Origin of the sequence: Bradyrhizobium sediminis (genome assembly GCF_018736085.1) — a bacterium.
GTDB classification, from domain to species: domain Bacteria; phylum Pseudomonadota; class Alphaproteobacteria; order Rhizobiales; family Xanthobacteraceae; genus Bradyrhizobium; species Bradyrhizobium sediminis.
The window spans coordinates 2,721,689-2,746,623 of record NZ_CP076134.1 but is presented as its reverse complement, the minus strand read 5'-3'; the positions used below and the strand labels follow the sequence as shown (position 1 = coordinate 2,746,623).

Here is a 24,935-nt window from a genome sequence, read left to right as displayed (position 1 = left end):
ATCGTGATCGATGGCGTTGGCAGCCTCAGCAATGTTTTCGACCAGGTGCTGCCCAGTCCGTACCTGTTGGGCGCCCCACCCAGGCAGAAGAAGATTTGCGTGGTAGGCGCCGGCGCCATCGGCGGCCTGCTGGCGGCAAAGTTTGCACTCGCGGGCGAGGATGTCACCGTGATCGACCAGGGCGCGCATCTCGCCGCGATCCAGAAGAACGGACTCAAGCTGGAGTGGCACGACGGCAAGGTCCAGACCGCCAAAATGAAGGCCGTCAACAAGCCGGCCGAGGCCGGCAAGCAGGATATCGTGGTGCTAGCGGTGAAGGCGCATTTCCTCGATCAGGTGGTGCGCGACATCGAATCGCTGCTTGGTCCCGACACCATCGTTCTGACGGTGCAGAACGGCCTGCCATGGTGGTATTTCCAGAGGCTCGGCGGCGAGTACGACAATCACCGGCTGGAGAGCCTCGATCCCTCGGGCGTCCTCACCAAGAATGTCGACCCAAGACGCATTATCGGCTGTGTGGTTTATCCCGCAGCGGCGGCAACGGCGCCGGGCGTGATCCACCACGTCGAGGGTGATCGCTTCCCGATCGGGGAACTCGACGGCAAGGTGACCGAACGCGTCAAGGAATTGCACGACGTTTTCATCAAGGCCGGGCTGAAATCCCTGGTGCTGCCGGATATCCGCTCGGAGATCTGGCTCAAGGCATGGGGCAATCTCTCGTTCAACCCGATCTCGGCGCTCACCCACGCCACGCTGGTGGACATTTGCCAGTTCGCCGAGACGCGCGCTTTGGCGGCGACCATGATGAAGGAAGCGCAGGACATCGCCCAGAAGCTCGGCGTGACCTTCCGTGTCAGCATCGACAAGCGCATCGCCGGCGCGGAAGCGGTCGGCGCGCACAAGACATCGATGCTGCAGGATGTGGAAGCCGGCCGCTCGCTCGAAACCGAGGCACTGATCGGTTCGATTCTGGAAATGGCAAAGCTGACCAATACGCCGGCGCCCGCGATAGAGGCCGTCTATGCGCTGGTGAAGCTCCTCAACAAGGTGATGTTGCTGGAGGGCGGCGGCGTGAAGGTGGAGAAGGCGAACAAGGCGGCTTGAGGAGATTTGGGCCCTTCCGATGGATGCTGCCCACTCATCATATCGGAGAGGCTAGGTGGGGCGCTTGCGCGCCACCAGCGCCTCGCCGAACGCCTGAAACAATGCGCGGTTGATCGGATTGAGTTGCGGATCGTATTCCGCATGCCATTGCACCCCGAGCGCAAAGCCGGGCGCGTCCGCGATCCGGATTGCCTCGATCGTGCCGTCTTCCGCCACCCCCTCGACCACGACGCGTTCGCCGGGTTGGAGAATGCCCTGGCCGTGAAGCGAATTGACGCGGATGGTCTCGCAACCCAAAAGCTTGGCAAAGGCCCCGCCGGGAACGAGATTGACGTCATGCCGGTCGGCGAAGACGACGGTGGGATCAGGGTGGATTTCACCGCTCTCGAGCCGCGGCATCCGATGGTTCATGCGCCCGGGCAATTCGCGGATTTCGGGGTGCAGCGAGCCGCCGAAGGCGACATTCATCTCCTGCAGGCCGCGGCAGATGCCGAACAGCGGTATGCCGCGCTCGACACAGGCTTGCGACAATGCCAGCGCCATGTCGTCGCGATGCAGGTCGTAGGGTTCGTGTTTGGGGTGCGGCTCGGCGCGAAAATGCGCGGGGTGGACATTGGCGCGGGCGCCGGTCAGCACCACGCCGTCAACGGTATCCAGCAGCGCGCCGATATCGGTGATTTCGGGGGAGCCGGCAAACATCAGCGGCAGCGCGCCCGCGACCTCGGCGACCGCACGCAGATTTCGCTCACCGGACATCTGTGTCGCAAATCGATCCTCGATGCGATACGCGTTTGCGATCACACCGACCACCGGCCTCCTCATTGCTGATTATCCAATCTCACATCACAAATTTGGACGGATCATGCCTTCCAGCCCGCGGCGGATCAATATGCTATGCTGCAGCGCGGGCCTGCATTGCTATTTCCGCGTAAATGCCTGTCTCGGATCGGCGGCCTCGCCGGTCTGCAATCCCGCTGCCTTCAGCGCCCTGCCCGCAGCGTTGTCCGCACCGCCCAGCCACGGCAATTTTGCTTCGATGCCACGTGTCACGGGCTCGCCGAGCGGACCGCCGAAATCGAGCGGCCACATCCCGTTCGGCACCACCTCGGCCGAAATGCCGCGGAGCCGGATGCCATTGCCCAAAGCCGTTTCCACCTCATCGGGCGGCACCACGCGCGCCGTCGCGGGATCGGTGGGGTCGGTGAAGGCCACCAGGACCGGCATCACCGTGCTTCTCACCGGTACCGTGCCGGTCATTTGGGTCATCTGATTGAAGGATACATTGCGGCCCGCGGCCTTGTAGGCGCGCAGCGCCACATAGTTGATGTCGTCGAAGTCGACCGATTTGTCGATATGGGCCAGCAATGCGACCAGGTTCTTGCCGCCGCCGAGTTCGACATAGACGGCATCGCCCTTGGCGGTGGTCTTGCCGCCGCGGCTGTAGCTTCGATCGGGGTGAACCGCTATCACACCCGAGGCCGACTTGACCCCTTCGGGGGTCTGCACCTCGACCGTCAGCCGGAATTTATGACCGGGCCGGTTGATCCTGATCTGGTCGCCGATTACCAGCGCGGCCAGCAGCGCCAGCGGCCCGAGCCATTTGAAGTTCATACCATCAGCCCCTCGGCTCCCCGCGATTCCTATTCTTCCGCTCCCCGCTTTGCACAACGAATCCACCAGCGTCAAACCGGCGCGTGTTCGGCGCTTGATCCCGGCTTCATTTGGCGAAAGAGTGCCGGCCGAACCGGTTTTGAAGGGGAATCACCTTGGCAGTCTCGGCTGACGATCGACTTCGGGCCCGCAACGATCTGGCATGGGCGATATCGGTCGGCGGCATCGGCGTCGTCGCCTTTGTCGCCCTGCTGCTGTTCACCTGGCATTTCGCCGCGACGCTGTTTCTGATCTTCGCCGGCATGCTGCTAGGCGTCGCGCTCAACGCCATGAGCGATCTGCTCGGCCGCGTGGTCAGGCTGCCGCAGTCGCTGCGGCTGACCATCGTATGCGTCGTGCTCGCCGGAATGTTGTCGAGCGTCGTGTTCCTCGGCGGCAGCACCATCGCGCAACAGGCGACGGTGCTCAGCAATACGATGAAGTCGCAACTGGTCAACGTCAAAGCCTTTCTCGAGAAGAACGGCATCGACACCAGCTATCTCGACTTCATCAATCAGGAAGCGGCGCCATCGACGACTCCGGCCGCGCCGGGGGCTGCGGCGACGCATAATCTGCCGAGCGCAAGTACGATTGCGTCGAGCGGCGGCGCTATCATGGGCCAGACGCTCAAGCTCCTGCTGGGTACCGTGAGCGCGGTAGGACACTTCTTCATCGTGCTGTTTCTCGGGCTGGCCTTCGCGGCGCAGCCAAGCGTCTATCGAAACGGATTGCTGTTCCTGGCGCCGGCAAGGCACCGCGCCCGCGCCACCATCATCTTCGACCGCATCGGATGGACGCTGGAGCGCTGGCTGATCGCGCAGATCATCACCATGGCCGCCGTCTTCTTCGTCACCTGGATCGGCCTGAAGCTCATCGGCATCCAGAGTTCGTTCATCCTGGGCATCCAGGCGGGACTGCTGGCCTTCATTCCGACCGTCGGCGCCATCCTCGGCGGACTGATCGTGGTGCTGGCAAGCCTCGCCTCCGGATGGGTCGCCGCACTCAGCGCATTCATTCTGTTTCTCGGCGTCCACGCGCTGGAGAGCTACATCCTCACGCCGATCGTCCAGCGTCAGGCCCTCGACATCCCACCGGCCACGCTATTCGCCTTCCAGATCCTGCTCGGCGTGGTGTTCGGGATCTGGGGCCTGGCGCTGGCCTTGCCCCTGATGGCGATCGCGAAAGTCATGATCGATCATTTCAAGGCGGGCAGACAGCCCGAAGCGGTGGCGGCCTGAGAGGGCGCGTCGCCGTTCAGCTCGCCGAGGTCAGCACCGTCTCGGTGTGTTCGACCTCGGGGGGCGAAGCAAAATACGGCCCGACCAGCCCGCGCCATTCCGTGAAACTCTCCGAGCCGCGGAAATCGACGGTGTGGTTTTCGAGGGTTTCCCATTTGACCATCAGACGATAGCGCTGCGGCTTCTCGATCGAGCGATGCAGCTCAAACCCGTGAAACCCCTTGGAGCGGCCGAAAGCTGCGCGCGCCTTGGCGACGGCGGCTTCGAAGTCCTTCTCGGAGCCCGGCTTGATGTCGATCTGTGCGATTTCGGTGATCATCGGGGTTGCGGCCTTTCGCTGGAGAGTTCACGTCTCTAGCCCAGCCGGTTGCAAAGCAAAAGGGCGCCCTGCGGCGCCCCCGGCATTCCCTGTTCGCGCAAGCCTAGCTGAAGAGCAGCACCGTGACGGCGACCACCAGCGTGCAGCCGGCGAACATCGCCAGGGGCAAGCGGCTGCGCGACGTCGCATAGCGGCCCTGCGCGCGTCGTTCCGTGATCAGCGCCGTTTCGTATTCGTCGGAGGTGGAGAACATGCAGGCAAACCCGCCGCGCGCCGATACGGCTGCGGCTTCGAGCGACATCAGGGCGGCTTGGGCGTTGTGACTGCGGATCGTTTCCATGACACCGATGATATCGATCGAATGGTAAACGGCAGGTTACCGCGGCCAGACCCGCTCACGCGAGGCCCATGAGTCCCGCCCGCGGCTGAGGCTGGCGCGCGATTCCAGCGGTTTTGCGCCGCCAGTTTTCCAGCGACAGCGGCAACTCCTCCGCGGCCTCGACGCGATTGCGGCCGCCGCGCTTGGCCTGGTAGAGCGCGGTATCGGCCGCGGCCAGCAGCACTTCGAGCTCGGTGCCGGCGGGCCCGCCGGCCACGCCGATGCTGACGGTGGTATCGACCGGCCCGTCCTCGACCACGATTCCCGAATTGGCGAAGGCCGCGCGGACGCGTTCGGCCGCCATCACGCCCTCTTGCAGCGAACAGGGCAGCAAGGCCGCGAACTCCTCGCCGCCGATCCGCCCAGACAGGTCGGTGATGCGCAAGGTGTTGATCACGACGGTGGCGAACAGCTTCAGGATCTCGTCGCCCGCGGGATGACCGAAGCGGTCGTTGATCGACTTGAAATGATCGATGTCGAAGATCAGCGCCGTCACCGGACGGCCGGCGCTGGCTTCGCGCTCGATCACCCGCGCGCACGCCTCCGCGAAACCGCGGCGATTGAACATGCCGGTCAGGGGATCCATCGACGCTGCGGTCTTGTGCGCGCTCACCGCACGCTCCGACACCAGCATGAAGATCACGAATACGGTTCCAACCGCATAGAGCACGAGTTCAATCGCGAACATCGTGACCCAGATGCTGCTGGAGAACGCGCCGTCACGCGCGTGCAGGAGGTCGCCGAGCAGGATCGGCAGCATCAGCACGAAACCGTGCAGCATCGGCACCACGATCGCCGGCCAGCGCCTTTGCAGCGTCCTGCGCCGCTCGGACCACAGCTCGGTGGCGGTCAGCGCCGCGTAGATCGCGACGATGCCGGCGCCGATCGTCATGCGTAGCGCGGAGGCCTCGGGCGCCAGCGTCATGACGGCCGCGATCCAGGCGATCGCGCCCAGAACCAGCCCCGGCAGGTTTGGCTTGCGGCCATGGAACACGCGCGAGGCGTTCCAGACCATGCCGCAGGCCACGAAGCCGACGGCGTTGAGCGCCAGCGAAAGCACTTCGCCGAGCGTGTTGGCGGCGAGCGTCCAGAGCGCGACCGAAGCGGCACCGAGCAGATAGGCGGTGCCCCACCATTTCAATGCCGGGATATTCTCCTGCTTGCCGAAAAACAGCAGCATGGCTCCCAGCATTGCCGCAACCATCGTAGCAACGAGATAAAGCGTGGAGGTGTCGAGTGACATGGGCCACCTGGCGATTTGTGATGCAGCGTTTCGGCGCGCCCGAAACGAAATACGCGCCATCACTCTGAACGCTAGGGTCGCCGCCTTGGAAATTCGTTTGCGCGCACAGGCAAGTTTTCAGGAAAAACTGCGTCAACTCGTCGGCAAATACTCGGCAAAAAGGGCGCCGATGAAGCGCCCTTTTCGAAGTTCTTTAATGCCGCATTCGCGGCAAATTTGCAGGAAGCAATTAGCGCTTCGAGAACTGGAACGACCTGCGCGCCTTGGCGCGGCCGTACTTCTTGCGCTCGACCACGCGGGAGTCGCGGGTCAGGAAGCCGCCCTTCTTCAGGACGCCGCGCAGATCCGGCTCGAAATAGGTCAGCGCCTTCGAGATGCCGTGACGCACGGCACCGGCCTGGCCCGACAGACCGCCACCGGCGACGGTGCAGATCACGTCGTACTGGCCGGCGCGCGCGGCGGCGACCAGCGGCTGCTGGATCATCATGCGCAGCACCGGACGGGCGAAATAGACTTCGACCTCGCGGGTGTTGACCACGATCTTGCCGGCGCCGGGCTTGATCCAGACGCGGGCAACCGCGTCCTTGCGCTTGCCGGTGGCATAGGCGCGGCCCTGCTTGTCGACCTTCTTGACGTACTTCGGCGCTTCCGGCGTCGCCGGCTTCAGCGCCGACAGCTGATCGAGAGACTGCATGGTATCGGACATCTTATGCGGCCCTCATGTTCTTGCGGTTCATCGAAGCGATATCGAGCGTCTCGGGTTGCTGGGCTTCATGCGGATGCTCAGGTCCGGGGTAAACCCGTAAATTGCCGAGTTGCACCCGGCCGAGCGGACCGCGCGGGATCATGCGCTCGATGGCCTTCTCGACCACGCGCTCGGGGAAACGGCCCTCGAGGATCGACTTGGCGGTGCGTTCCTTGATGCCGCCGATGAAGCCGGTGTGGTTGTAATAGACCTTGTTGTCGCGCTTGCGACCGGTCAGCACCACATGCGCCGCGTTGATGATGATGACGTGGTCACCGCAATCGACGTGGGGGGTGTAGGTCGGGAGGTGTTTGCCGCGAAGGCGCATCGCGACCAGAGTGGCGAGCCGGCCGACGACCAGACCTTTGGCGTCGATCAACACCCACTTCTTCGTCACCTCGGCGGGCTTTGCCGAAAACGTTTTCATGTGAGGAAATCCGTGAAAGGGGATATCGGACGCGACTGCGCCGAACTGCGCGGTTTCTAGATAGGTCCCGCGCGCGCGTCAATGCCGAAAGGCGATATTTAGTCCTTTAAAAGCAATGACTTACAAATATGGTGCTATACTACCGTAAAAAACACTAAGTATTTGGAATGGAATAGGTCGATGTCACATGGGCGATCGGATCGGGCGAGGTCCCCGACAGCAGGTTGACCTCGCCGACCGCGAGCCGCTTGCCCAGCTTCAAAAGCCTGGCTTCGGCAAGGACATCCTGCCCCGCCTGCCCCTTGCGCAGGAAATTGATGTTGAGATTGGTGGTTACGGCAAGGCCGATCGGGCCGATCGCCGACAGCAGCACCACATACATGGCGCAATCCGCCAGCGCCATCAGCGTCGGCCCCGACACCGTCCCGCCCGGCCGCAGCATCCGCTCGTTGTAGCGCTGGCGCAGCAGGCAGGTGGTACCGTCGGCGCTTTCGATGGTGGTGTCACCGCTGCCGAACGATTGCGGAAATTCGGCACGGAGGAACTCCTCCAGTTCGGCCACGCTCATTTTCACAATTGCCATGTCGCTTTGCCTGCCCTCGCCTCGCGAGGCTTGTTACAATAACGTGACGTATCTGCCCTAGTGGAAATTTTTCGATGTCCGCCCAAACCGCCCGTGCCCCGTCGCCGCCATCGCCGATCCTGCTGCGGGAGATGCAGGGCTCCATCGCCGTGCTCACGCTCAACCGTTCCCAGGCCCGCAACAGCCTGTCGGAAGGCCTGATCGCCGAACTGCACGCGGCGCTGAAGCACATTCACGACGACAAAAGCGTGCGCGCGGTGGTGATCGCGGCCAACGGCCCGGCCTTTTCCGCCGGCCACGACATGAAGGAACTCACCGCCCGCCGCACCGACGCCGATCGCGGGCGCGCCTATTTCGCGCAGATCATGACGGCCTGCAGCGCGATGATGCAGGCCGTCGTGCAATTGCCGAAGCCGGTCGTCGCCGCAGTCCAGGGGATCGCCACCGCCGCCGGTTGCCAGCTGGTGGCGAGCTGCGATCTCGCGGTGGCCTCGGAAGCCGCCACCTTCGCCACGCCGGGCGTCGATATCGGACTGTTCTGCTCGACGCCGATGGTGGCGCTGTCGCGCAACGTGCCACGCAAGCAGGCGATGGAAATGCTGCTGACCGGGGAGCCTGTCTCCGCCACGCGGGCGCGCGAGCTCGGCCTCGTCAACCGCGTCGTTGCCGCCGGCACCGAGCGCGATGCCGCCATCGCGCTGGCGCAAAAGGTCGCGCTGAAATCCGCCTACACGATCAAGCTCGGCAAGGAAGCGTTCTACCGCCAGGCCGAAATGAGCCTCACTGAGGCCTATCGTTATGCGGCCGAGGTGATGACCGAAAACATGATGGCCCGCGATGCCGAGGAAGGCATCGGCGCCTTCATCGAGAAGCGCGAGCCGAAATGGCAGGACAAGTGACGACGCAAAGCGTTGTCATTCCGGGGCGATGCGCAGCATCGAACCCGGAATCTCGAGGTTCCGGGTCTGGTGCTAACGCACCATCCCGGAACGACGAACTGGGAAACAAATGAACCACGACGCCTACCCCGACAGCTACATCCGCGAAATTCTCAACAGCGTGAAATCGATCGCGATGGTGGGCGCCTCGCCGGTCAATGTGCGGCCGAGCTATTTCGCCTTCAAATATCTCGCCCAGCGCGGCTACGACATGATCCCGGTCAATCCCGGCCACGTCGGCAAGAGCCTGCTCGGCAAACCCTTCGTCGCCTCGCTCGCGGATATCGGCCACCCCGTCGACATGATCGACATCTTCCGCAATTCGAGCCACATCATGCCCGTGGTGGATGAGGCGCTGAAGCTCGTCCCGTTGCCGAAGGTGATCTGGATGCAGCTCGGCGCGCGCGACGATGCCGCGGCGGCGAAAGCTGAAGCTGCCGGCCTCAAGGTGGTGATGAACCGTTGCCCGAAGATCGAATATGGCCGGCTGTCCTCGGAGATTTCCTGGATGGGCGTCAATTCGCGCACCCTGAGTTCGAAGCGCGCGCCGATACCGACGCAGGGCATGCGGCTGTCGCTCAATCGCATGAGCATCGGCGGCGGCGAAACCCCCGCATCCGATCGCGCCGCGAAAAACAAAACCGATCCCGCGTGATGCAAATGCGAAGCGATTGTTCCGGGAATGCGACGAGCCGCAGCACGACCGTTTCGAACATGTGGTAGAGCGCCGATCCGGCTTGACGGCGAACGCCTCGGCCATCAGCATGCCGCGCGATTTCAAATAAGCCAAGAAACAGGACCTACAGAATGACCGATCGTCTTCCCGGTTTCGCCACCCTCGCCGTGCATGCCGGCGCGCAGCCCGATCCCACCACCGGCGCGCGGGTGACGCCGATCTATCAGACCACGTCGTTCGTTTTCAATGACAGCGATCACGCTGCCTCCCTGTTCGGGCTGCAGGCGTTCGGCAACATCTACACCCGCATCACCAATCCGACCACGGCGGTGCTGGAAGAGCGCGTCGCCGCTCTCGAAGGCGGCACCGCGGCGACGGCGGTTGCCTCCGGGCACGCCGCGCAGGTGGTCGTGCTGCATCAACTGTTGATGCCCGGGGACGAATTCATCGCCGCGCGAAAACTCTATGGCGGCTCGATCAACCAGTTCACCCACGCCTTCAAGAGCTTCGGCTGGAACGTGGCGTGGGCCGATCCCGACGATATCGGCAGCTTCGAGCGCGCGGTCACCCCGCGCACCAAGGCGATCTTCATCGAGTCGATCGCCAACCCCGCCGGCTCCATCACCGACATCGAGGCGATCGCCGCGGTCGCCCGCAAGGCCGGCGTGCCGCTGATCGTCGACAACACGCTGGCGACGCCCTATTTGATCCGCCCGATCGACCACGGCGCCGACATCGTCGTGCATTCGCTGACCAAATTTCTGGGCGGCCACGGCAATTCGCTCGGCGGCATCATCGTCGACGCCGGCACCTTCGACTGGTCGAGGGACAACAAATTCCCGATGTTGAGCGAGCCGCGTCCGGAATATCACGGCATCAAGATCCAGGAGACGTTCGGCAATTTCGCGTTCGCGATCGCCTGCCGCGTGCTTGGCCTGCGCGACCTCGGCCCGGCGATCTCGCCGTTCAACGCTTTCATGATTCTGACCGGCATCGAGACGCTGCCGCTGCGCATGCAGAAGCATTGCGAGAATGCGAAAGCAGTCGCCGAATTCCTCGCGGGCCATCCGGCGGTGGCAGCGGTGAATTACTCGGGGCTGGCGGGCAACCAATACAACAACCTCGCGCGCAAATATGCGCCGAAGGGCGCCGGCGCGGTGTTCACCTTCAGCCTCAAGGGCGGCTACGAGGCCGGCGTCAACCTGGTGTCGAACCTGAAGCTGTTCTCGCACCTCGCCAATGTCGGCGACACCCGTTCGCTGGTGATCCATCCGGCCTCGACCACGCACAGCCAGCTCGACGACGCCGCCAAGATCAAGTCGGGCGCCGGCCCCGACGTGGTGCGGCTGTCGATCGGCATCGAGGACAAGGAAGACCTGATCGCCGACCTCGAGCAGGCGCTGAGCGCGTAGACCTTCCGTCATTCGGGGGCGTGCGCTTCGCTTTGACACAGATCCATGGCAGCGCGGGCCTTCATGACACAAACGCAAAAAAAAGGAAGCTGAGATGTCCGCAACCGAGATCGCGAAGCGTCATTTCCTGGCGGCTGTTGAAGAGGCGGAAGCGGCCGGGCTCGGTCACGATAGCGTCTGCCGCTCGCTGCTCGGCCTCGTCATCTCCAAATACCTCGAAACCAGGAACGTCTCCGACGTCCAGTCGGAGCTTCGCTTCGTCGCCGAGAATTGCGATCCCGGGACGGACTTCATGTTCATGCGCCCCTAGAGGCGTAGCGAAAATCCGGCATTTTGCCGGTCCCGCGTTAACCCTCGTTCCGCAATTCGATCCCCGGTTTCCCGATAAAGTGGCATGCTGCCTCTGAAACCGGAGCTGACGATGCTGCGCTGGACGATGCCGATCGTGGTCGCGACTTTCGCGCTCACCTCCGCTGCGGAGGCTGTCGGACCCGCCGGCAAATCGGCCGCGCGTCGCGCCGCCAGCCAATTGCCCGCGGGCCTTCCCCGCGCGAACTATAAATTCAGGACGACGATCACGCGCGCCACGCCGGCGCCCTACTTGCGCCCGGTCTATGTCGCCGACGGGCCCGAGGTGCCGTTCACGCCGTCGGATGCATACGTGCCGTACGTCCCGCCTGCGGTCGGGGTCGCATGGTGGCCGGGTTACCCGGCGTGGTCAGGCGATTGGGGGCTGCCCTTCTACTACAATTATCAGAGCCCCTGGTACGCCGGCCCGGAGAGCCGCGAATCGAATCTCCAGCCCTACGGTTACGGCTGCGGCTACGGCCTCTACGGCTACAGCTATTGCTAGGGCATCTTCCAGTACGTGGCTCATACCGCGCAGTAACGCGCGGGCCGCAAAAAAGCCCCGGACAATGCCGGGGCTCGAATTGCCAGAGTTCAACAGAACTCAGTACCTAGCCACGACGGGGCCACCGAATCTGTAGTTCAAGCCGACACGGCCGATGTTCTCGGTATATTTGTGCGTAACCGAGATTTCGCTCCCAACCCCGCAAAGGGCGCAATTTGGAATGCTTTGAGTGAAGTTGCCGAAGTCCGCATAGAGATACTCAGCCTTCACGGACCAATTGTTGGTAAATGCGTACTCCATGCCGACGCCCGCCGTCCAACCCACGCGCGTGGTATCGCTGCTGATCGCTGCCACCGAGGTATTCGCGAAGGAGCCGAACGAGTCGGTGAATTTGGCATTGGTGACCGCCAGACCGCCTGTCACGTAGAACAACGCGCGGTCCACGGCCAAACCGACACGCGGGCGCAGGGTGCCGAAGAAACGGCTCTCGGCAGATGTCCTGAACACGTCCGCCGGATTGATGACCGCGAAACCGGTAACGGTGCGGCTTGCCGTCCCGCCCATGTAACTCGCGTCGGCTTCGATGCCCACCACGAAGTTGTTCATCTGCCAATTGTAACCGATTTGGCCGCCGCCCATGAATCCACTGGGGTGAACAGTGCCCCGAGTGAACGCATCGATGTCCGCGGCGCCTGCCACCGACCACCCGACAGGATTGGCTGCCGTGGAGGCGCGGTCACTACCCCAATGATAGCCGGCATGGGCGCCGATGTAGAACCCGGTCCAGCTGAACGGCGAAGCGACATACACGGGTGCCTTGGCGGGCAAGCGCGCGGGCAGATCGGCCGCGGAAGCCGATTGGAAAACAAACAGCGCCGATGCGAGCGCAACGCCCGAAAGGAGAAGCTTGGTTGCAGACATGGCAGTCCCCTTGGCCGGTATTCTCTATCTCAAGGGGAAACCTACACTCGCTGCACGCCAGACATAGTGCAAATTTGCAACACTGAAGATGAATGCGAATGATCTTCCTGCAAATTGCTCACAAAAGCGGCCAACCCGATGGCGGGTCAGATGGGCCAGACGTCCGGGCTAAGCCAGCGCAAAGCCATCACGCTCTTGCGGAGGTTTCGGTTTAGCCGGGCTGACCCGCGGGGAGAACCAGTTTCGGCTGCGCCTGCGCCGGCTGCGTGGCCAGACGCTCGACCTGAAAGACCGCCAACGTCAGCACCATGATCGCGACGGCCTGGTGCGCAAGCGCGAGATCGATCGGGACCTGATAGAGCAGCGTGAAGATGCCCAGCGTCGCCTGCAGGATCATCGCCGCCGCCAGCCACACCGCGCCGTTGACCGCTAATGTCCCGGCGCGCGAGCGGATGGCGTCGATCGCATGCAGGATCGCCAGCGCCAACAGCGCATAGGCCGTCATCCGGTGCTCGAACTGCACCGTCAGCGTGTTGTCGAACAGATTGCGCCACCACGGCTCTTCGAAGAACAGCCGCGAAGCCTGCGGAATGAAGGCGCCATCGATCTCCGGCCAGGTGTTGTAGATCCTGCCGGCGCGCAGCCCCGCGACCAGTGCGCCGAAATAGAGTTGCACGAAGGTCAGCACCAACAGCGCCACGGCGGTGATCCTGAGCCGCGCGGAGACGATCGCTGGCGGCCGCCCGGCCAGCCGGCGCAGCGTCCACACGATCGCGGCGAAAATCAGCAGCGCCAGCACCAGATGGCTGGCGAGGCGATATTGCGAGACCTCGGTCCGCTGCGTCAGCCCCGACGCCACCATCCACCAGCCGACCGCGCCCTGCAGCGCGCCGAGGCCGAAGATCAGCCACAACCGCCGCTTCAGGTCCGCGCCGAGGACGCCGCGCCACAGAAACCAGAGGAACGGCAACAGATAGGCCGCACCGATCACGCGCCCGAGCAGGCGATGGCTCCATTCCCACCAGAAGATGGTCTTGAACTGGTCGAGGCTCATGCCGGCATTGAGTTCGCGGTATTGCGGAATGGTCTTGTAGGCCTCGAAGGCCTCCGCCCACTGCGCCTCGCCGAGCGGCGGCAGCGTGCCGGTAACCGGCTTCCACTCGACGATCGACAACCCCGACTCGGTCAGCCGGGTGGCGCCGCCGACCAGCACCATGATCGCGATCAGGGCTGCGATCGAGAATAGCCACCATCTGACGGCGGCGGTCGGGGCTTGCTGCGCGGGAATACCGATCATCGAGGCCACGCTTGAATGAATTGGCGCGCCCCTTATAGTCCGCCCCTCCCCGCGCGCAAGTTGCGCTACCGCAAAGAATTGCACATATCCGCCATGACCATACGCACCCGCAAATTACTCGGAACCATCGCGCTCCTGGTGCTCGTGGTGGTGTGGTCGCTGCTGGGAATGACGGTGGCGCAGACGCCATGGCTGGCGAGTTCCGGACTGCTGCAGGCGATCTTCTATGTCGTGGCCGGCATCGGATGGGTGCTGCCGGCGATGCCGATCATCAGCTGGATGGCCCGGTCGGACGCCTAGGACCTTCGGGCCGGCTTGACCGGAGCGAAGGGAATCCCCGAAAGCATAACCCTCATGATGCGCAGCGAACGCTGCCGTCCGTCCCAGGCGATGCGCGGCAGCGCGTGCAGGTTGGTGCCGCCCTCCGCGAGAACGATGCCCGGTATGGCCGACGCGGCGCTGGCGAAGCCGGCCTGCTCGGCCATCACCACATGCTTGCGGGCAAACGCGGTACGACCGCCGAACGGATAGGCGAAATGCCTGACATCGCGGCGGAACGCGGCCTCGGCGACCGCCCTCCCCATCGTCATCTCGCGTTCCGCCTCGGCGTCTTTCAGGTTCGACAGCGCGGGATAGTTCACCGTGGCGCTTCCGATCGTGACATTGGGATCGGCGGCGAGCTTTGCGAGGTCGCCCCAGTCCATCGTCGCCTCGCGCGACAATGCTGCGAGGTTGACGGAGTATCGCTTGCAGAGATCGTTGATCGCGTTCGAGAGATCAACCGGCGCCAGCGAGCGCATCCAGCCCCAGAGAAATTCGTAGAGCTGATATTTTTCGGACCTGGTTCCGATGTCGAAGCGCAGTTCCTTGCGATCGATCACCAGGCTGATCCTGCTCTCGCGCGCGATGATTTCCTCGAGCGCCAGCCACCATGCCTCGCCGAGGCGGTCCGGGAAGGCGGTCGGCAGGTAAATCGTGAAGGGCACGCCGTGCCGCGACAACACCGGATAGGCCGACGCGATCAGATCCTTGTAGCCGCCGTCGAAGGTCAGGCACACGAACCGCCGCGGCGCGGGGGACGTCACCGCCCGGTGGCAAACCTCGTCCATCGAAACGATGTCGAACTTCCAGCGCTTCAGCGCCCGGATCGTCCGGTCGAGGAATTTGGGGGTGATTTCATATTCCCTGCGCGGCTGGAAGCGGACGGCGCGCCGCGGGCGCACCCGCTCGAAGCGCAGAACCGCGCCGGCGCCGCCGGTCCTGCGCCCGCTCAGCCACGGCTGCCCGGTGAAATAGGCGAGTTCCAGCCGGAGGCTCGTCAGCAATCGGTTTTCGGATGACAAATTCGCGTTCCCCAGATGCAGCCGATCCCGCCCCCGCCGCGGCGGCATTGTCCTTACTCTTTGTTGACATTTCTTTGCAAAGGTCGGCCCAAGCTGAAAAGTGTAAATAATCCCCTACAAACAGGTTTTGCGATGACCATGGCCGCCGCGATCGAAAGCCGAACGGCGGAAGCGCCGGCATCAACGCAAGCCAGCCGCATCGCCAGCGTGGATATTCTCGCCGATCTCGCCCAGGCCGAAGCCGTCTGGCGCGGCCTCGAGGATGCGCGGCAGTTCTCGACGCCCTATCAGCGCTTCGATTTCCTCGGGCCCTGGCAACGGCAGGTCGGCGCGCGCGAGGGGCTTCGCCCGTTCATCGTAATCGCCTATGACGCCGAACGCCGGCCGCTGCTGCTGCTTCCGCTCGCGCTCAGCCACGAGCACGGCGTCCGCACCGCCTGCTTCATGGGCGGCAAGCACGCCACCTTCAACATGGCGCTGTGGGACCGGGACTTTGCCGCCGGCGCCACATCAGCCGATCTCGACGCACTGATATCGGCGATCCGCGCGCGCGCCGAGGCCGATGTCCTGTCGTTGACCCAACAGCCCCTGAACTGGCAGGATCTGCCGAACCCGATGGCGCTGTTGCCGCGCCAGCCCTCCGCCAATGACTGCCCGCTGATGACGATCGTGCCCGAGGAGCCGCCGACGGCGCGGATCTCGAATTCGTTCCGCCGCAGGCTCAAGGGCAAGGAACGCAAGCTGCAGGCGCTTGCCGGCTATCGCTATCACGTCGCGGCCGCGGACGCCGACGTCAGGCGGCTGCTCGACTGGTTCTTCCAGATCAAGCCGCTCCGGATGGCCGAGCAGAAGCTGCCCAACGTGTTCGCCGACCCCGGCGTGGAGGATTTTATCCGCGACGCCTGCATGGCAAAGCTTGCCGGCGATGGTCACGTCATCGATATTCACGCGCTGGAATGCGACGACGAGGTCATCGCGATCTTCGCCGGCGTCGCCGACGGCCACCGCTTTTCGATGATGTTCAATACCTACACGCTGTCGGCCAATTCCAAATACAGCCCCGGCCTGATCCTGATGCGCGACATCGTCGACCATTACGCCGAGCGCGGTTATCGCGCGCTCGATCTCGGCATCGGCTCGGATGAGTACAAGAGGCTGTTCTGCAAGGGCGACGAGCCGATCTTCGACAGCTTCATCCCGCTCAGCCTGCGCGGCAAGCTGGCGGCGACCGCGATGTCGGGCGTCAACCGCGCCAAGCATCTGGTGAAGCACAATCCGGCGCTGTTCGAGTTGGCGCAAAAGCTGCGCGGCGCGTTTCAGCGCTGACGGCGCGCCTTAGAGAGGTGGCTTGCGGGACGGGCCGAATTACTACCTTCGAGAACCGCCCGACTTGGTCGGATGGGGATGCAGTTAGTTTCTGACTCCCAATGCAAGGCGGCAGGCCAATCCTGCGAAGACTGTCGCGAGAAGATACTGCGGCAGCTTCCTGAACCGGACCAAACCGGTGACACGATTGCAGATATGTCCGCTCAACAGGACAACCGAGCCATTTACGACAAAGCCGATTCCGTTCAGCACGGTAGCCAGAACCAGCATTTGGATAGTGAGTGACCCTGCCTCTGGGTGCACAAACTGGGGAAACAGCGCCAGGACAAAGAGGGCCATTTTCGGATTTAGAAGATTTGTTGCTAGACCTTCGCCGAGAATCCGCTTCATTGAAAATCGTTTTAGGGCCGATGTAGGGGAGAAATGCGTGCCCTCGGAACGAATAGTTTTCCAAGCCAAGTACATCAAATAGGCGCAGCCAACCCAACGAATGACCTCGTATGCCATTGGAACTGCGGCAAAAAGCTGTGAAAGTCCCAACGCTGCTGCGAGGGTATGGCAATATGTACCGAGTGCTATACCGGCATAGGTCAGAAACCCTGCCGCTCGCCCTTGGCTTATGCTGCGTGAAGTAATGAGAAGCATATCGGGTCCGGGCGTGGCGGTGAGCACTACACACGCGGCGGCAAAAAGCATGATTGTGGAGAAATCCGGCATATCGTTTTCCTTCGAGTTGGCCGGAATTTCCATCTATCAAAATCGAAGAAGATGGCAAGCCTGAACTGATGACAAGTTGCGAATAGTCAGTTCTCCGACATCAGATGAGAGAGTCCCGTATTCGCTTAACGATATCGGCCACGGTGTTTTTGCTGATGGCCATATCGCGGGCGATCCAGCGATAGCTACGCCCCTCCGCGACAAGGGCGAGCACTTTCGGGGCGAGGCAATCTCCTTTCGGACGATGGCAAGCGCATCTTCGCGCTAGATGTCCCGGCCATCCACGTCCTTCATGCCTGTGTGAGGCCAAGACGTGGATGCCCGGGACAAGCCCGGGCATGACGAGTTTGCCATGAACGGTCGGTACACGGGCTGTGTTTTGAATAAGCCTGTCAGGCCGCCATACCACCCGCGGACCAGCCGTCGGCCTATGCGGGCTCACACGAGCGTTTCTGTGCGGTCGCCACGGTTCCCAACGACAAGCTAAGCGCCAGCGCGACAACACTACCAGCTATCATTGCAGCCGGCACAGCATGATAGATTGAACCACCTATCAACGGTACCATCGACGCGCCGACTGTACCGCCTACGGACTGAATGGCGCCCAACATAGCTGACGCAGCACCTGCCTTGTCTCCAAAACGAGTCATCGCCATCGAGACCGTAACCGGCAAAGCAAAGCCAAATCCTAGACAAAAGAAAGTGATTGCTCCTAGCAGATATGGAGCCGAGATCGGAATCAATGCCATCGCGATCGAACTCGCTAACGCAATCAATGAACCGACACGCACTATCCTCGCCGGCTCAATGCGCGTTGCTGCCCACCTCGCCAGCGAGGCACCCAATATCGTGCCGCTCACGGCCACGGCCGGAAAACCTCCCACCAAAGCCGGACTCAATTGAAGCCCTTTCACGAAGATGGGAGCAGTGCTCACCAAAAATGCGAACATCGATGCCATCAGAGCCGCTGCAACCATGTTTGGAATAATGAAACCCTTTGAAGTCAGGATATTTTTATAGGTAGCGAAGATTGCTTTGACTTTTATTGGTGCCGCCGGCCCCTTTTTCGTTTCCGGTAGAAGGAGCATGCCGACGAATACAGCGCACCCGTAGATGGCAGCGAATGCGAAGATCGCTCGCCATCCAAGCCATGCAGCAAGAAGCCCTCCCAAAAGGGGGGCAACTGCCGGGGCTAACGAAAAAACCAGTGTTACTCCACTCAACAATCGCGTTAGCTGAGGGCCGGAATGGAGATCACGGGCGATTGCGCGACTCAATATTATTCCCGCGCAGGCGCCAACGGCCTGAAAAAAACGACCAATAAATAACCAGGAGATCGAGGGCGCTGAGGCAGCGCAGACGCTACCCACAATATAGAGCCCCAGAGCCGGGAAAAGCAATTGGCGTCGTCCCATCGAGTCGGCGACAGCGCCAATGACCAATCCTGCTATGGCGCCCGTTACCAGTCCCACCGAAACAGTCGTCTGAACTATCTCCGTCCGGACACCTAGGCCATCTGCGATGATTGTTATCGCCGGGATATAAGCTGTGACCGCAAACTCGCTAAGCGCGACCAATCCGGCCAGCAAGAACAGAGTAGCCTTCGGGGCCGAATTGGGAGCAGCTACACTGGCATTTGCCACTACTTCATTCCTTCAATGCTAGAGCTATCGGGGAAAGGTGGTGACGGCGGGAATTGGGAAGGCGGCAAATCAGGAATTACGGGAATTACGGTGCACTCATTTGATTTGCTTAAGTCGTAAATCGAAAAGCAAAAGGGCGAAACCAGAAACGTCAGCTGCTCCGTGCTCAGGCCGCGACTACCCGCGGGCCGGGTTCGGCAGCGTCCGTGGACGGCACCGGCGCGCCCAGCATCGCCACCTCGGAAAAGCCGACGGCCTTGAGCTGATCGCACATCAGGGTGCGGGCCTCGGTAGCCATCGATGCATCCGGCACCACCACGGCGCGCGCCTGCGCCGTCAGCAGTTCCGCCGGCAGGTCGGAAGCGGTGCCGGCATCCAGCAACACATGGTCGTAGACCCGCAGCAAGGCGTCGATCGCCAGCGTCAGCCGCGGCGATTGCAGCAGGGCGCGGTCCGAGCCCGGACGCCCCGAGGTCACGAGATGCGCCCGCGACTTCCGGTCCCTGGTGATGACCTGCGCGAACGACGCCTCGCCCAGCATCAGTTCCGCCAGCCCCGGCGCGGCCGGATCGACGGAGGCCGACGAGAGCACCGGCGACGATGCCGACAGATCGACCACCACGACCCGCGCGTCGCGCGCGATCAGGCGCGCCAGCGCCAGCGCGGTCCAGGTGATGCTTTCGTTCGAGGCGGCGCCGAGCACGGTCACCTTGCGCGCCGCATCGCCTGCGCGGCAGAGATCCGCAGCCAGTTGCTCCATTTCGGAAAGTCTCGTTTCGGTAAGCCTCGTTTCGGACAATCCTGGCGTGAGCTCGGGATCACGCGCGCGGAATGCCGGCGCCGGCTCCGGTTCCGGCTCGTAGGCGGGCCCGGGTTCGAACACAGGCTCGGCGGCAGCGATCGGGGCAACGGCTGCGGCCGGCGCCGCGGCGCGGATCGCAGCGGCCGAGGACGCGAAGGCCGCCACCGCGCGGGGCGCCGTCACGCGCAGCAGTTCGCCGGTTGCGATCGAGCCACTGCTGAGCATGAGCGTCGCCAGCGTCGCGATCAGCACGATCGGCAGCTTCTTCGGATAGGCCGGGGTGTTGGAAACGCTGGCGCGCGAGATGATTCGGCTGTCCGCCGGCGCGGTGTCGATATTCTCGCGGGTGTTGGCCTCGCGGTATTTCGCCAGATAGGATTCGAGAAGATCGCGCTGCGACTTGGCTTCGCGCTCGAGCGCGCGTAGTTGGACGTCCTGGGTGTTGGTCGAGCTGGCCTGCTTCTTCAATTGCTCGAGGCTGGCGCTCAGGCCATCGACCCTGCCGCCGGCGATGCGGGCGTCGTTGTCGAACGAACGCGACAGCTTGCTGGCTTCCTCGCGAAGCTGGTGATCGATATCGGCCAGTTGAGCCTTCAATTCCTTGATGCGCGGATGGTTATTGAGCAGCGTCGACGACTGCTCGGCCAGTTGCGCGCGCAGCGTGACGCGCTGTTCGGCCAGCCGCCGGGTCAATTCGGAATTGAGCACTTCCGAAGCCTCGATCGGCTTGCCGCTCTGGAGCATTTCGCGGATCAGCCGCGCCTTCGACTCCGCGTCCGACTTCAGCGCGCGCGCATTGATCAACTGGGTGTTCAGCTCACCCATCTGCTGGTTGGAGAGCGTGGTGTTGTTGGTGCCGACGAACAGGCTCGATTTCGAGCGGAAATCCTCGACCCGGGATTCCGCTTCGGCGACCTTTTTGCGCAGGCTGTCGATCTCGCCCGACAGCCACAGGCTGGCGGACTTGGCCTGCTCCTGCCGCGCATTCTGCTGCAGCACCAGATAGCCCTCAGCGATCGAATTGGCGACGCGCGCGGCGAGATCCGGATCGCGCGACTGGAATTCGATGACGATGACGCGCGACTTGTCGACCGCGTACGCCGTGAGCCGGTCGTAATAGGCGTCCAGCACGCGCTCTTCCGGCGTCAGCAAGAACGGATCCCGCCCGATTCCGAACAAGGGCAGCAGCGATCTGAGGGGCGACACGCCCCGCAGCACCGGATCGAATTCCGGGCGCTCGGCGAGATTGTTCTTCCTGATGATCTCACGCGCGAGATCGCGCGACAGCACCAGCTGCACCTGGCTGGTTACCGCCTCGGCGTCGAGCGAGGTGGGCTCCTCGTTGCGCTCGCCGCTCGGCCGCAGGAACACGTTCTCGCGTCCGTCGACCAGGATGCGGGCTTCGGACTTGTAACGGGGCGTCACCACGTTGACGGCGGTCACCGAGAGCACGGCGGCCAGCACCGTCGGAACGATGATCCAGCCCTTCTTGCGTGACAGAGCCTGGCCCAGCGCACGCAGGTCGAGATCGCCGGAGATCGGCGCCGCAAAGACGGGCGCGGCGGCCGGACCGTAAGCTGCGGGCGCAGGCTTCGAGACGGCCTTCTGGACCAGCGCCCTCGCCCTCCCCCCCGTGTCCTTGCCTGCACGCCAGAACGCTAAACGCATCGCAAACTCCCGCAGACGCCACTCATCCACTCAACCGGCGCGATTACACTCCATTAAGGTTGCCGCTGGGTTAATTCACCCGATTTGATGATGGGAACATGCCCGCCGGGGCCGCCACGGTCATGCTTTGTTAACCATGAAAGCCCTTAATCGGAATCAACAAATTCCTGTGGGTTGTCCGATGCGAGGCGTGCGCGCCGCCCTTGTCTGTCTGCTGACCGCGCTCGCTCTGTCGGGCTGCATGCGCAGAGCCGCGCCTGTCGCCATGGTCCAGCCGCAAGCCGATCTCGACACCATCGCCTATGGGCAGTCCTATGCCGCGGCCCCCGCCCCGATCCCGGTGGCCTATGCGGCGGCACCCATGCCCGTGGTTTATGACGCGGCCTATCATCTCGACGCCGGCGACAAATTGCGGGTCGTGGTCTACGGCCAGGAAGGTCTCACCAATACCTATGCGATCGATGCCGGCGGCTCGATCACCATGCCGCTGATCGGCTCGGTGCCGGCGCGCGGGCGGACTCCGGCGGGCCTCGCCGCCGCGATCGCCGCCAGGCTACGCAACGGTTATATCCGCGAGCCCTCGGTGGCGGTGGAGGTCGAAGCCTACCGGCCATTCTTCATCCTCGGCGAAGTCGCGGCCCCCGGCCAATATCCCTACGTGCCCAATATGAGCGTCGAAAGCGCGGTAGCGATCGCCGGCGGCTTCTCGCCGCGCGCCCGCCGCGACCGCGTCACCCTCACCCACACCGACGCTTCGGGATCGATGCGGTCCGTGGTGCCGCTCGGCACGGCGGTCAGCCCCGGCGATACCGTTCTCGTCGGCGAGCGCTGGTTCTGACGATGCCCATGATCGAAGGTCAGCCGCTTCGTATCCTGCACGCCGTGCGCGCGCCGGTCGGCGGCATTTTCCGGCACATCATGGATCTCGCCAACGGCCAGGCCGACCGCGGCCACCATGTCGGCATCATCGCCGACAGCCTCACCGGCGGCGAACGCGCCGAAACAGCCCTCAAGGAAATCGCGCCGCGCCTCAAGCTCGGCGTCCATCGTCTGGCGATTCACCGCGAGCCGTTTCCCACCGACGTTCTGGTCTGGGCGCATATCATGCGCCTGATCAAGCGGCTGAAGCCCGACGTGCTGCACGGCCACGGCGCCAAGGCCGGCGCCTTCATACGCCTGAGATCCCGTTCGAAAGAGACCATCCGCGTCTACACGCCGCATGGCGGCTCGCTGCACTACCCCCTCAACACGCTGAAAGGCGCGCTCTACAGCCGCCTCGAACGCGCCCTGATGAACTCGACCGACCTGTTCCTGTTCGAGAGCGCGTTTGCCCGCGACACCTATCAGCGCACCATCGGCGTGCCCTCCGGCCTCGTGCGTTGCGTGTTCAACGGCGTCACCGCCGACGAGTTCGACCCGGTCGTCACAGCAGCCGACGCCACCGACGTCGCCTATGTCGGCGAGTTCCGGCACATCAAGGGCGCGGACCTCCTGATCGACGCCGTGGCGCGGCTGCGCGCCGACGGCAAGCCGGTGACGCTGACGCTGGCCGGCGACGGCGAGGAACTGGAAAACCTGAAGGCCCAGATCCAGCGGCTCGGCCTCGGCGACGCGGTGCGTTTCATCGGCCACGTCAAGGCGCGCTACGGCTTCTCCAAGGGCAGACTGCTGGTGGTTCCCTCGCGCGGGGATTCGATGCCCTATGTGGTGATCGAGGCTGCGGCAGCCGGAATTCCGATGGTTGCCGCCAATGTCGGCGGCATCCCCGAAATCTTCGGCGAGCACACCGATGCGCTGTTCGCCCCCAACATCGTCGGCGCCATGGCGGACGCCATCGAGATCGCGCTGGAGGACCCCGAGGCCGCGCTGGCGCGCGCCAGATCGCTGCGCGAACGAATCTTCCTGCACTTCTCGCAGAAGGCGATGGTCGAAGGCGTCCTGGCCGGTTACCGCGACGCGTTTGCCAATCGTTAACCATTCCTTACCAGCGCTAACCGTTTCTTCCGATTTGTCCTCTAAGCCGTGCGGCGGGGAATTCCGCCTCGGCGCGCGCATGCCTAGATGCCTGTGCAAGAACGGATGTGGACACAGTGGAACCGATCAACGCTCGCTCGATGCTAGATGCCGCGGCTGCGGCCGCAGTAACTGCCACGGCGGATCGCCCTCCGGTCGAAAGGCGCCGCCGGCTGTCGCAGGCCGCCCTTGCCGTTGCCAACCAGAAGGTAGGCCGCGCCTATTCGCCGATCGTGATCGCGGGCGCGGTGCGCCTCGCCGACTTCCTGCTGCTCAGCTTCGTCGGCATCGCACTTTATTTCGGATATGTGGTGCGCCTCTCCGGCTTCCACTGGGAATATATCGCGGCGATCTTCGGCATGACCGCGCTCGCGGTGGTGTGCTTCCAGGCCGCCGACATCTATGAAGTCCAGGTGTTTCGCGGCCAGCTCCGGCAGATGACGCGGATGGTCTCGGCCTGGGCCTTCGTGTTCCTGCTGTTCATCGGCGCTTCGTTCTTCGCCAAGCTCGGCGGCGAGGTGTCGCGGCTCTGGCTCTCGGCATTCTTCTTCATCGGGCTGGCCGCATTGATCGTCGAGCGCCTGTTCTTGCGGGCGATGGTCCGCGGCTGGGCGCGCGACGGCCGGCTCGACCGCCGCACCATCATCGTCGGCTCCGACCAGAACGGCGAGAAGCTGGTCGAAGCGCTCAAATCCCAGGACGATTCGGACATCGACGTGCTCGGCGTGTTCGACGACCGCAACGACAATCGCGCGCTAGAGACCTGCGCCGGCAGCCCGAAGCTCGGCAAGGTCGACGACATCGTCGAATTCGCCCGCCGCACCCGCGTCGACCTCGTGCTGTTCGCGCTGCCGATTTCGGCCGAGACGCGGATTCTCGAAATGCTGAAGAAGCTGTGGGTGCTGCCGGTCGACATCCGGCTGTCCGCCCACACCAACAAGCTGCGCTTCCGCCCGCGCTCCTATTCCTATCTCGGCAAGGTGCCGACGCTGGACGTGTTCGAGGCGCCGATCACCGACTGGGACATGGTGATGAAGAGCCTGTTCGACCATGTGGTCGGGGCCATCATCCTGCTGTTCGCCCTGCCGGTGATGGCGCTGGTCGCACTCGCGATCAAGCTCGACAGCCCGGGGCCGGTGCTGTTCCGCCAGAAGCGGTTCGGCTTCAACAACGAGCGCATCGACGTCTTCAAGTTCCGCTCGCTGTACCACCATCAGGCCGATCCGACCGCTTCGAAGGTCGTCACCAAGGATGATCCCCGCGTCACCCGGGTCGGGCGCTTCATCCGCAAGACCAGCCTCGACGAACTGCCGCAGCTCTTCAACGTGGTGTTCAAGAGCAACCTCTCGCTGGTCGGCCCGCGGCCGCACGCGGTGCAGGGCAAGCTGCAGAGCCGGCTGTTCGACGAGGCGGTGGACGGCTATTTCGCGCGCCACCGCGTCAAGCCGGGCATTACCGGCTGGGCCCAGATCAACGGCTGGCGCGGCGAGATCGACAACGAAGAGAAGATCCAGAAGCGCGTCGAATTCGATCTTTACTACATCGAGAACTGGTCGGTGTTGTTCGACCTCTACATCCTGCTCAAGACGCCGCTGGCGTTGATGACCAAGAGCGAGAACGCCTACTGAGATCGAAGAC

The 24,935-nt window shown here is 63.4% G+C and carries 26 protein-coding genes; 12 read left to right on the top strand and 14 right to left on the bottom strand.

Annotated features, from left to right (window positions below):
* Positions 1-66: 66 nt before the first annotated feature.
* Positions 67-1,104 carry a 2-dehydropantoate 2-reductase gene (locus tag KMZ29_RS13320; protein WP_249779949.1) on the top strand — a complete coding sequence of 346 codons (1,038 nt, stop codon included), beginning with the start codon at positions 67-69 and terminating at the stop codon, positions 1,102-1,104.
* Positions 1,105-1,155: 51 nt separating this feature from the next.
* Here the strand turns inward: KMZ29_RS13320 and KMZ29_RS13315 are convergent, their stop codons facing one another.
* Both KMZ29_RS13315 and KMZ29_RS13310 read right to left on the bottom strand, forming a co-directional pair.
* Positions 1,156-1,926: a gamma-glutamyl-gamma-aminobutyrate hydrolase family protein gene (locus KMZ29_RS13315; protein ID WP_215624054.1), complete on the bottom strand. Its 771-nt coding sequence runs from the start codon at positions 1,924-1,926 to the stop codon at positions 1,156-1,158.
* Positions 1,927-2,022: 96 nt separating this feature from the next.
* A complete protein-coding gene (locus tag KMZ29_RS13310; protein WP_215624053.1) occupies positions 2,023-2,715 on the bottom strand; it encodes a hypothetical protein in 693 nt (230 codons plus the stop codon).
* A 155-nt stretch (positions 2,716-2,870) separates the two neighbouring features.
* On the opposite strand from KMZ29_RS13310, the gene KMZ29_RS13305 reads away from it, so the two are divergent.
* Complete coding sequence (locus KMZ29_RS13305) at positions 2,871-3,992, top strand: AI-2E family transporter (RefSeq protein WP_215624052.1); 1,122 nt, start codon at positions 2,871-2,873, stop codon at positions 3,990-3,992.
* Between the two features lie 16 nt (positions 3,993-4,008).
* Here KMZ29_RS13305 and KMZ29_RS13300 read toward each other — a convergent pair whose 3' ends face one another.
* The 6 genes from KMZ29_RS13300 to KMZ29_RS13275 form a co-directional block, all read right to left on the bottom strand.
* Positions 4,009-4,311, bottom strand: a complete 303-nt coding sequence (locus tag KMZ29_RS13300) for an antibiotic biosynthesis monooxygenase family protein (protein ID WP_215624051.1) — start codon at positions 4,309-4,311, stop codon at positions 4,009-4,011.
* A 103-nt stretch (positions 4,312-4,414) separates the two neighbouring features.
* Positions 4,415-4,651, bottom strand: coding sequence for a hypothetical protein (locus KMZ29_RS13295; RefSeq protein WP_215624050.1), 237 nt, complete (start codon positions 4,649-4,651; stop codon positions 4,415-4,417).
* Positions 4,652-4,706: 55 nt separating this feature from the next.
* Complete coding sequence (locus KMZ29_RS13290; protein WP_215624049.1) at positions 4,707-5,933, bottom strand: GGDEF domain-containing protein; 1,227 nt, start codon at positions 5,931-5,933, stop codon at positions 4,707-4,709.
* A 229-nt stretch (positions 5,934-6,162) separates the two neighbouring features.
* Positions 6,163-6,639 (bottom strand): 30S ribosomal protein S9, encoded by a 477-nt coding sequence (gene rpsI, locus KMZ29_RS13285; RefSeq protein ID WP_215606447.1) that lies wholly within the window; start codon positions 6,637-6,639, stop codon positions 6,163-6,165.
* A 1-nt stretch (position 6,640) separates the two neighbouring features.
* A complete protein-coding gene (gene rplM / locus KMZ29_RS13280) occupies positions 6,641-7,105 on the bottom strand; it encodes a 50S ribosomal protein L13 (protein WP_215606446.1) in 465 nt (154 codons plus the stop codon).
* A 154-nt stretch (positions 7,106-7,259) separates the two neighbouring features.
* Positions 7,260-7,688: a PaaI family thioesterase gene (locus KMZ29_RS13275; protein WP_215624048.1), complete on the bottom strand. Its 429-nt coding sequence runs from the start codon at positions 7,686-7,688 to the stop codon at positions 7,260-7,262.
* Positions 7,689-7,762: 74 nt separating this feature from the next.
* On the opposite strand from KMZ29_RS13275, the gene KMZ29_RS13270 reads away from it, so the two are divergent.
* The 5 genes from KMZ29_RS13270 to KMZ29_RS13250 all read left to right on the top strand — a co-directional run bounded on the left by KMZ29_RS13270 (position 7,763) and on the right by KMZ29_RS13250 (position 11,567).
* Positions 7,763-8,587, top strand: a complete 825-nt coding sequence (locus KMZ29_RS13270; RefSeq protein WP_215624047.1) for an enoyl-CoA hydratase — start codon at positions 7,763-7,765, stop codon at positions 8,585-8,587.
* Positions 8,588-8,696: 109 nt separating this feature from the next.
* Positions 8,697-9,281 (top strand): CoA-binding protein, encoded by a 585-nt coding sequence (locus KMZ29_RS13265; protein ID WP_215624046.1) that lies wholly within the window; start codon positions 8,697-8,699, stop codon positions 9,279-9,281.
* A 152-nt stretch (positions 9,282-9,433) separates the two neighbouring features.
* Positions 9,434-10,714: an O-acetylhomoserine aminocarboxypropyltransferase gene (locus KMZ29_RS13260; RefSeq protein WP_215624045.1), complete on the top strand. Its 1,281-nt coding sequence runs from the start codon at positions 9,434-9,436 to the stop codon at positions 10,712-10,714.
* A 94-nt stretch (positions 10,715-10,808) separates the two neighbouring features.
* Positions 10,809-11,024 carry a hypothetical protein gene (locus KMZ29_RS13255; RefSeq protein ID WP_215624044.1) on the top strand — a complete coding sequence of 72 codons (216 nt, stop codon included), beginning with the start codon at positions 10,809-10,811 and terminating at the stop codon, positions 11,022-11,024.
* A gap of 84 nt (positions 11,025-11,108) precedes the next feature.
* A complete protein-coding gene (locus tag KMZ29_RS13250) occupies positions 11,109-11,567 on the top strand; it encodes a hypothetical protein (RefSeq protein ID WP_215624043.1) in 459 nt (152 codons plus the stop codon).
* 99 nt (positions 11,568-11,666) lie between these two features.
* Here KMZ29_RS13250 and KMZ29_RS13245 read toward each other — a convergent pair whose 3' ends face one another.
* Positions 11,667-12,488 (bottom strand): outer membrane protein, encoded by an 822-nt coding sequence (locus tag KMZ29_RS13245; protein WP_215624042.1) that lies wholly within the window; start codon positions 12,486-12,488, stop codon positions 11,667-11,669.
* A 211-nt stretch (positions 12,489-12,699) separates the two neighbouring features.
* Positions 12,700-13,785 (bottom strand): COX15/CtaA family protein, encoded by a 1,086-nt coding sequence (locus KMZ29_RS13240; protein WP_215624041.1) that lies wholly within the window; start codon positions 13,783-13,785, stop codon positions 12,700-12,702.
* Between the two features lie 93 nt (positions 13,786-13,878).
* On the opposite strand from KMZ29_RS13240, the gene KMZ29_RS13235 reads away from it, so the two are divergent.
* A complete protein-coding gene (locus KMZ29_RS13235; RefSeq protein ID WP_215624040.1) occupies positions 13,879-14,085 on the top strand; it encodes a DUF2842 domain-containing protein in 207 nt (68 codons plus the stop codon).
* On the opposite strand, the gene KMZ29_RS13230 is transcribed toward KMZ29_RS13235, so the two are convergent.
* The gene (locus tag KMZ29_RS13230) at positions 14,082-15,128 is read right to left on the bottom strand and encodes a polysaccharide deacetylase family protein (protein ID WP_215624039.1); all 1,047 of its coding nucleotides are present in this window, start codon (positions 15,126-15,128) and stop codon (positions 14,082-14,084) included. The genes KMZ29_RS13235 and KMZ29_RS13230 overlap by 4 nt on opposite strands.
* A gap of 132 nt (positions 15,129-15,260) precedes the next feature.
* Here KMZ29_RS13230 and KMZ29_RS13225 point away from each other — a divergent pair, with 132 nt between their 5' ends.
* On the top strand, positions 15,261-16,454 hold the full coding sequence (locus tag KMZ29_RS13225) for a GNAT family N-acetyltransferase (RefSeq protein WP_215624038.1): 1,194 nt from the start codon (positions 15,261-15,263) through the stop codon (positions 16,452-16,454).
* A gap of 84 nt (positions 16,455-16,538) precedes the next feature.
* On the opposite strand, the gene KMZ29_RS13220 is transcribed toward KMZ29_RS13225, so the two are convergent.
* The 3 genes from KMZ29_RS13220 to KMZ29_RS13210 all read right to left on the bottom strand — a co-directional run bounded on the left by KMZ29_RS13220 (position 16,539) and on the right by KMZ29_RS13210 (position 21,284).
* The gene (locus KMZ29_RS13220; protein ID WP_215624252.1) at positions 16,539-17,171 is read right to left on the bottom strand and encodes a LysE family translocator; all 633 of its coding nucleotides are present in this window, start codon (positions 17,169-17,171) and stop codon (positions 16,539-16,541) included.
* Positions 17,172-17,599: 428 nt separating this feature from the next.
* Positions 17,600-18,814, bottom strand: coding sequence for a Bcr/CflA family efflux MFS transporter (locus KMZ29_RS13215; RefSeq protein ID WP_215624037.1), 1,215 nt, complete (start codon positions 18,812-18,814; stop codon positions 17,600-17,602).
* Positions 18,815-18,980: 166 nt separating this feature from the next.
* Positions 18,981-21,284: a GumC family protein gene (locus KMZ29_RS13210; protein ID WP_215624036.1), complete on the bottom strand. Its 2,304-nt coding sequence runs from the start codon at positions 21,282-21,284 to the stop codon at positions 18,981-18,983.
* Positions 21,285-21,465: 181 nt separating this feature from the next.
* Between KMZ29_RS13210 and KMZ29_RS13205 the strand changes: the two genes are divergently transcribed.
* The 3 genes from KMZ29_RS13205 (at position 21,466) to KMZ29_RS13195 (ending at position 24,925) form a co-directional block, all read left to right on the top strand.
* Positions 21,466-22,122: a polysaccharide biosynthesis/export family protein gene (locus tag KMZ29_RS13205; RefSeq protein ID WP_215624035.1), complete on the top strand. Its 657-nt coding sequence runs from the start codon at positions 21,466-21,468 to the stop codon at positions 22,120-22,122.
* A 2-nt stretch (positions 22,123-22,124) separates the two neighbouring features.
* Positions 22,125-23,258 (top strand): glycosyltransferase family 4 protein, encoded by a 1,134-nt coding sequence (locus tag KMZ29_RS13200; protein WP_215624034.1) that lies wholly within the window; start codon positions 22,125-22,127, stop codon positions 23,256-23,258.
* A gap of 140 nt (positions 23,259-23,398) precedes the next feature.
* Positions 23,399-24,925: an undecaprenyl-phosphate glucose phosphotransferase gene (locus KMZ29_RS13195; RefSeq protein WP_215624251.1), complete on the top strand. Its 1,527-nt coding sequence runs from the start codon at positions 23,399-23,401 to the stop codon at positions 24,923-24,925.
* The last annotated feature ends 10 nt before the right edge of the window (positions 24,926-24,935 follow it).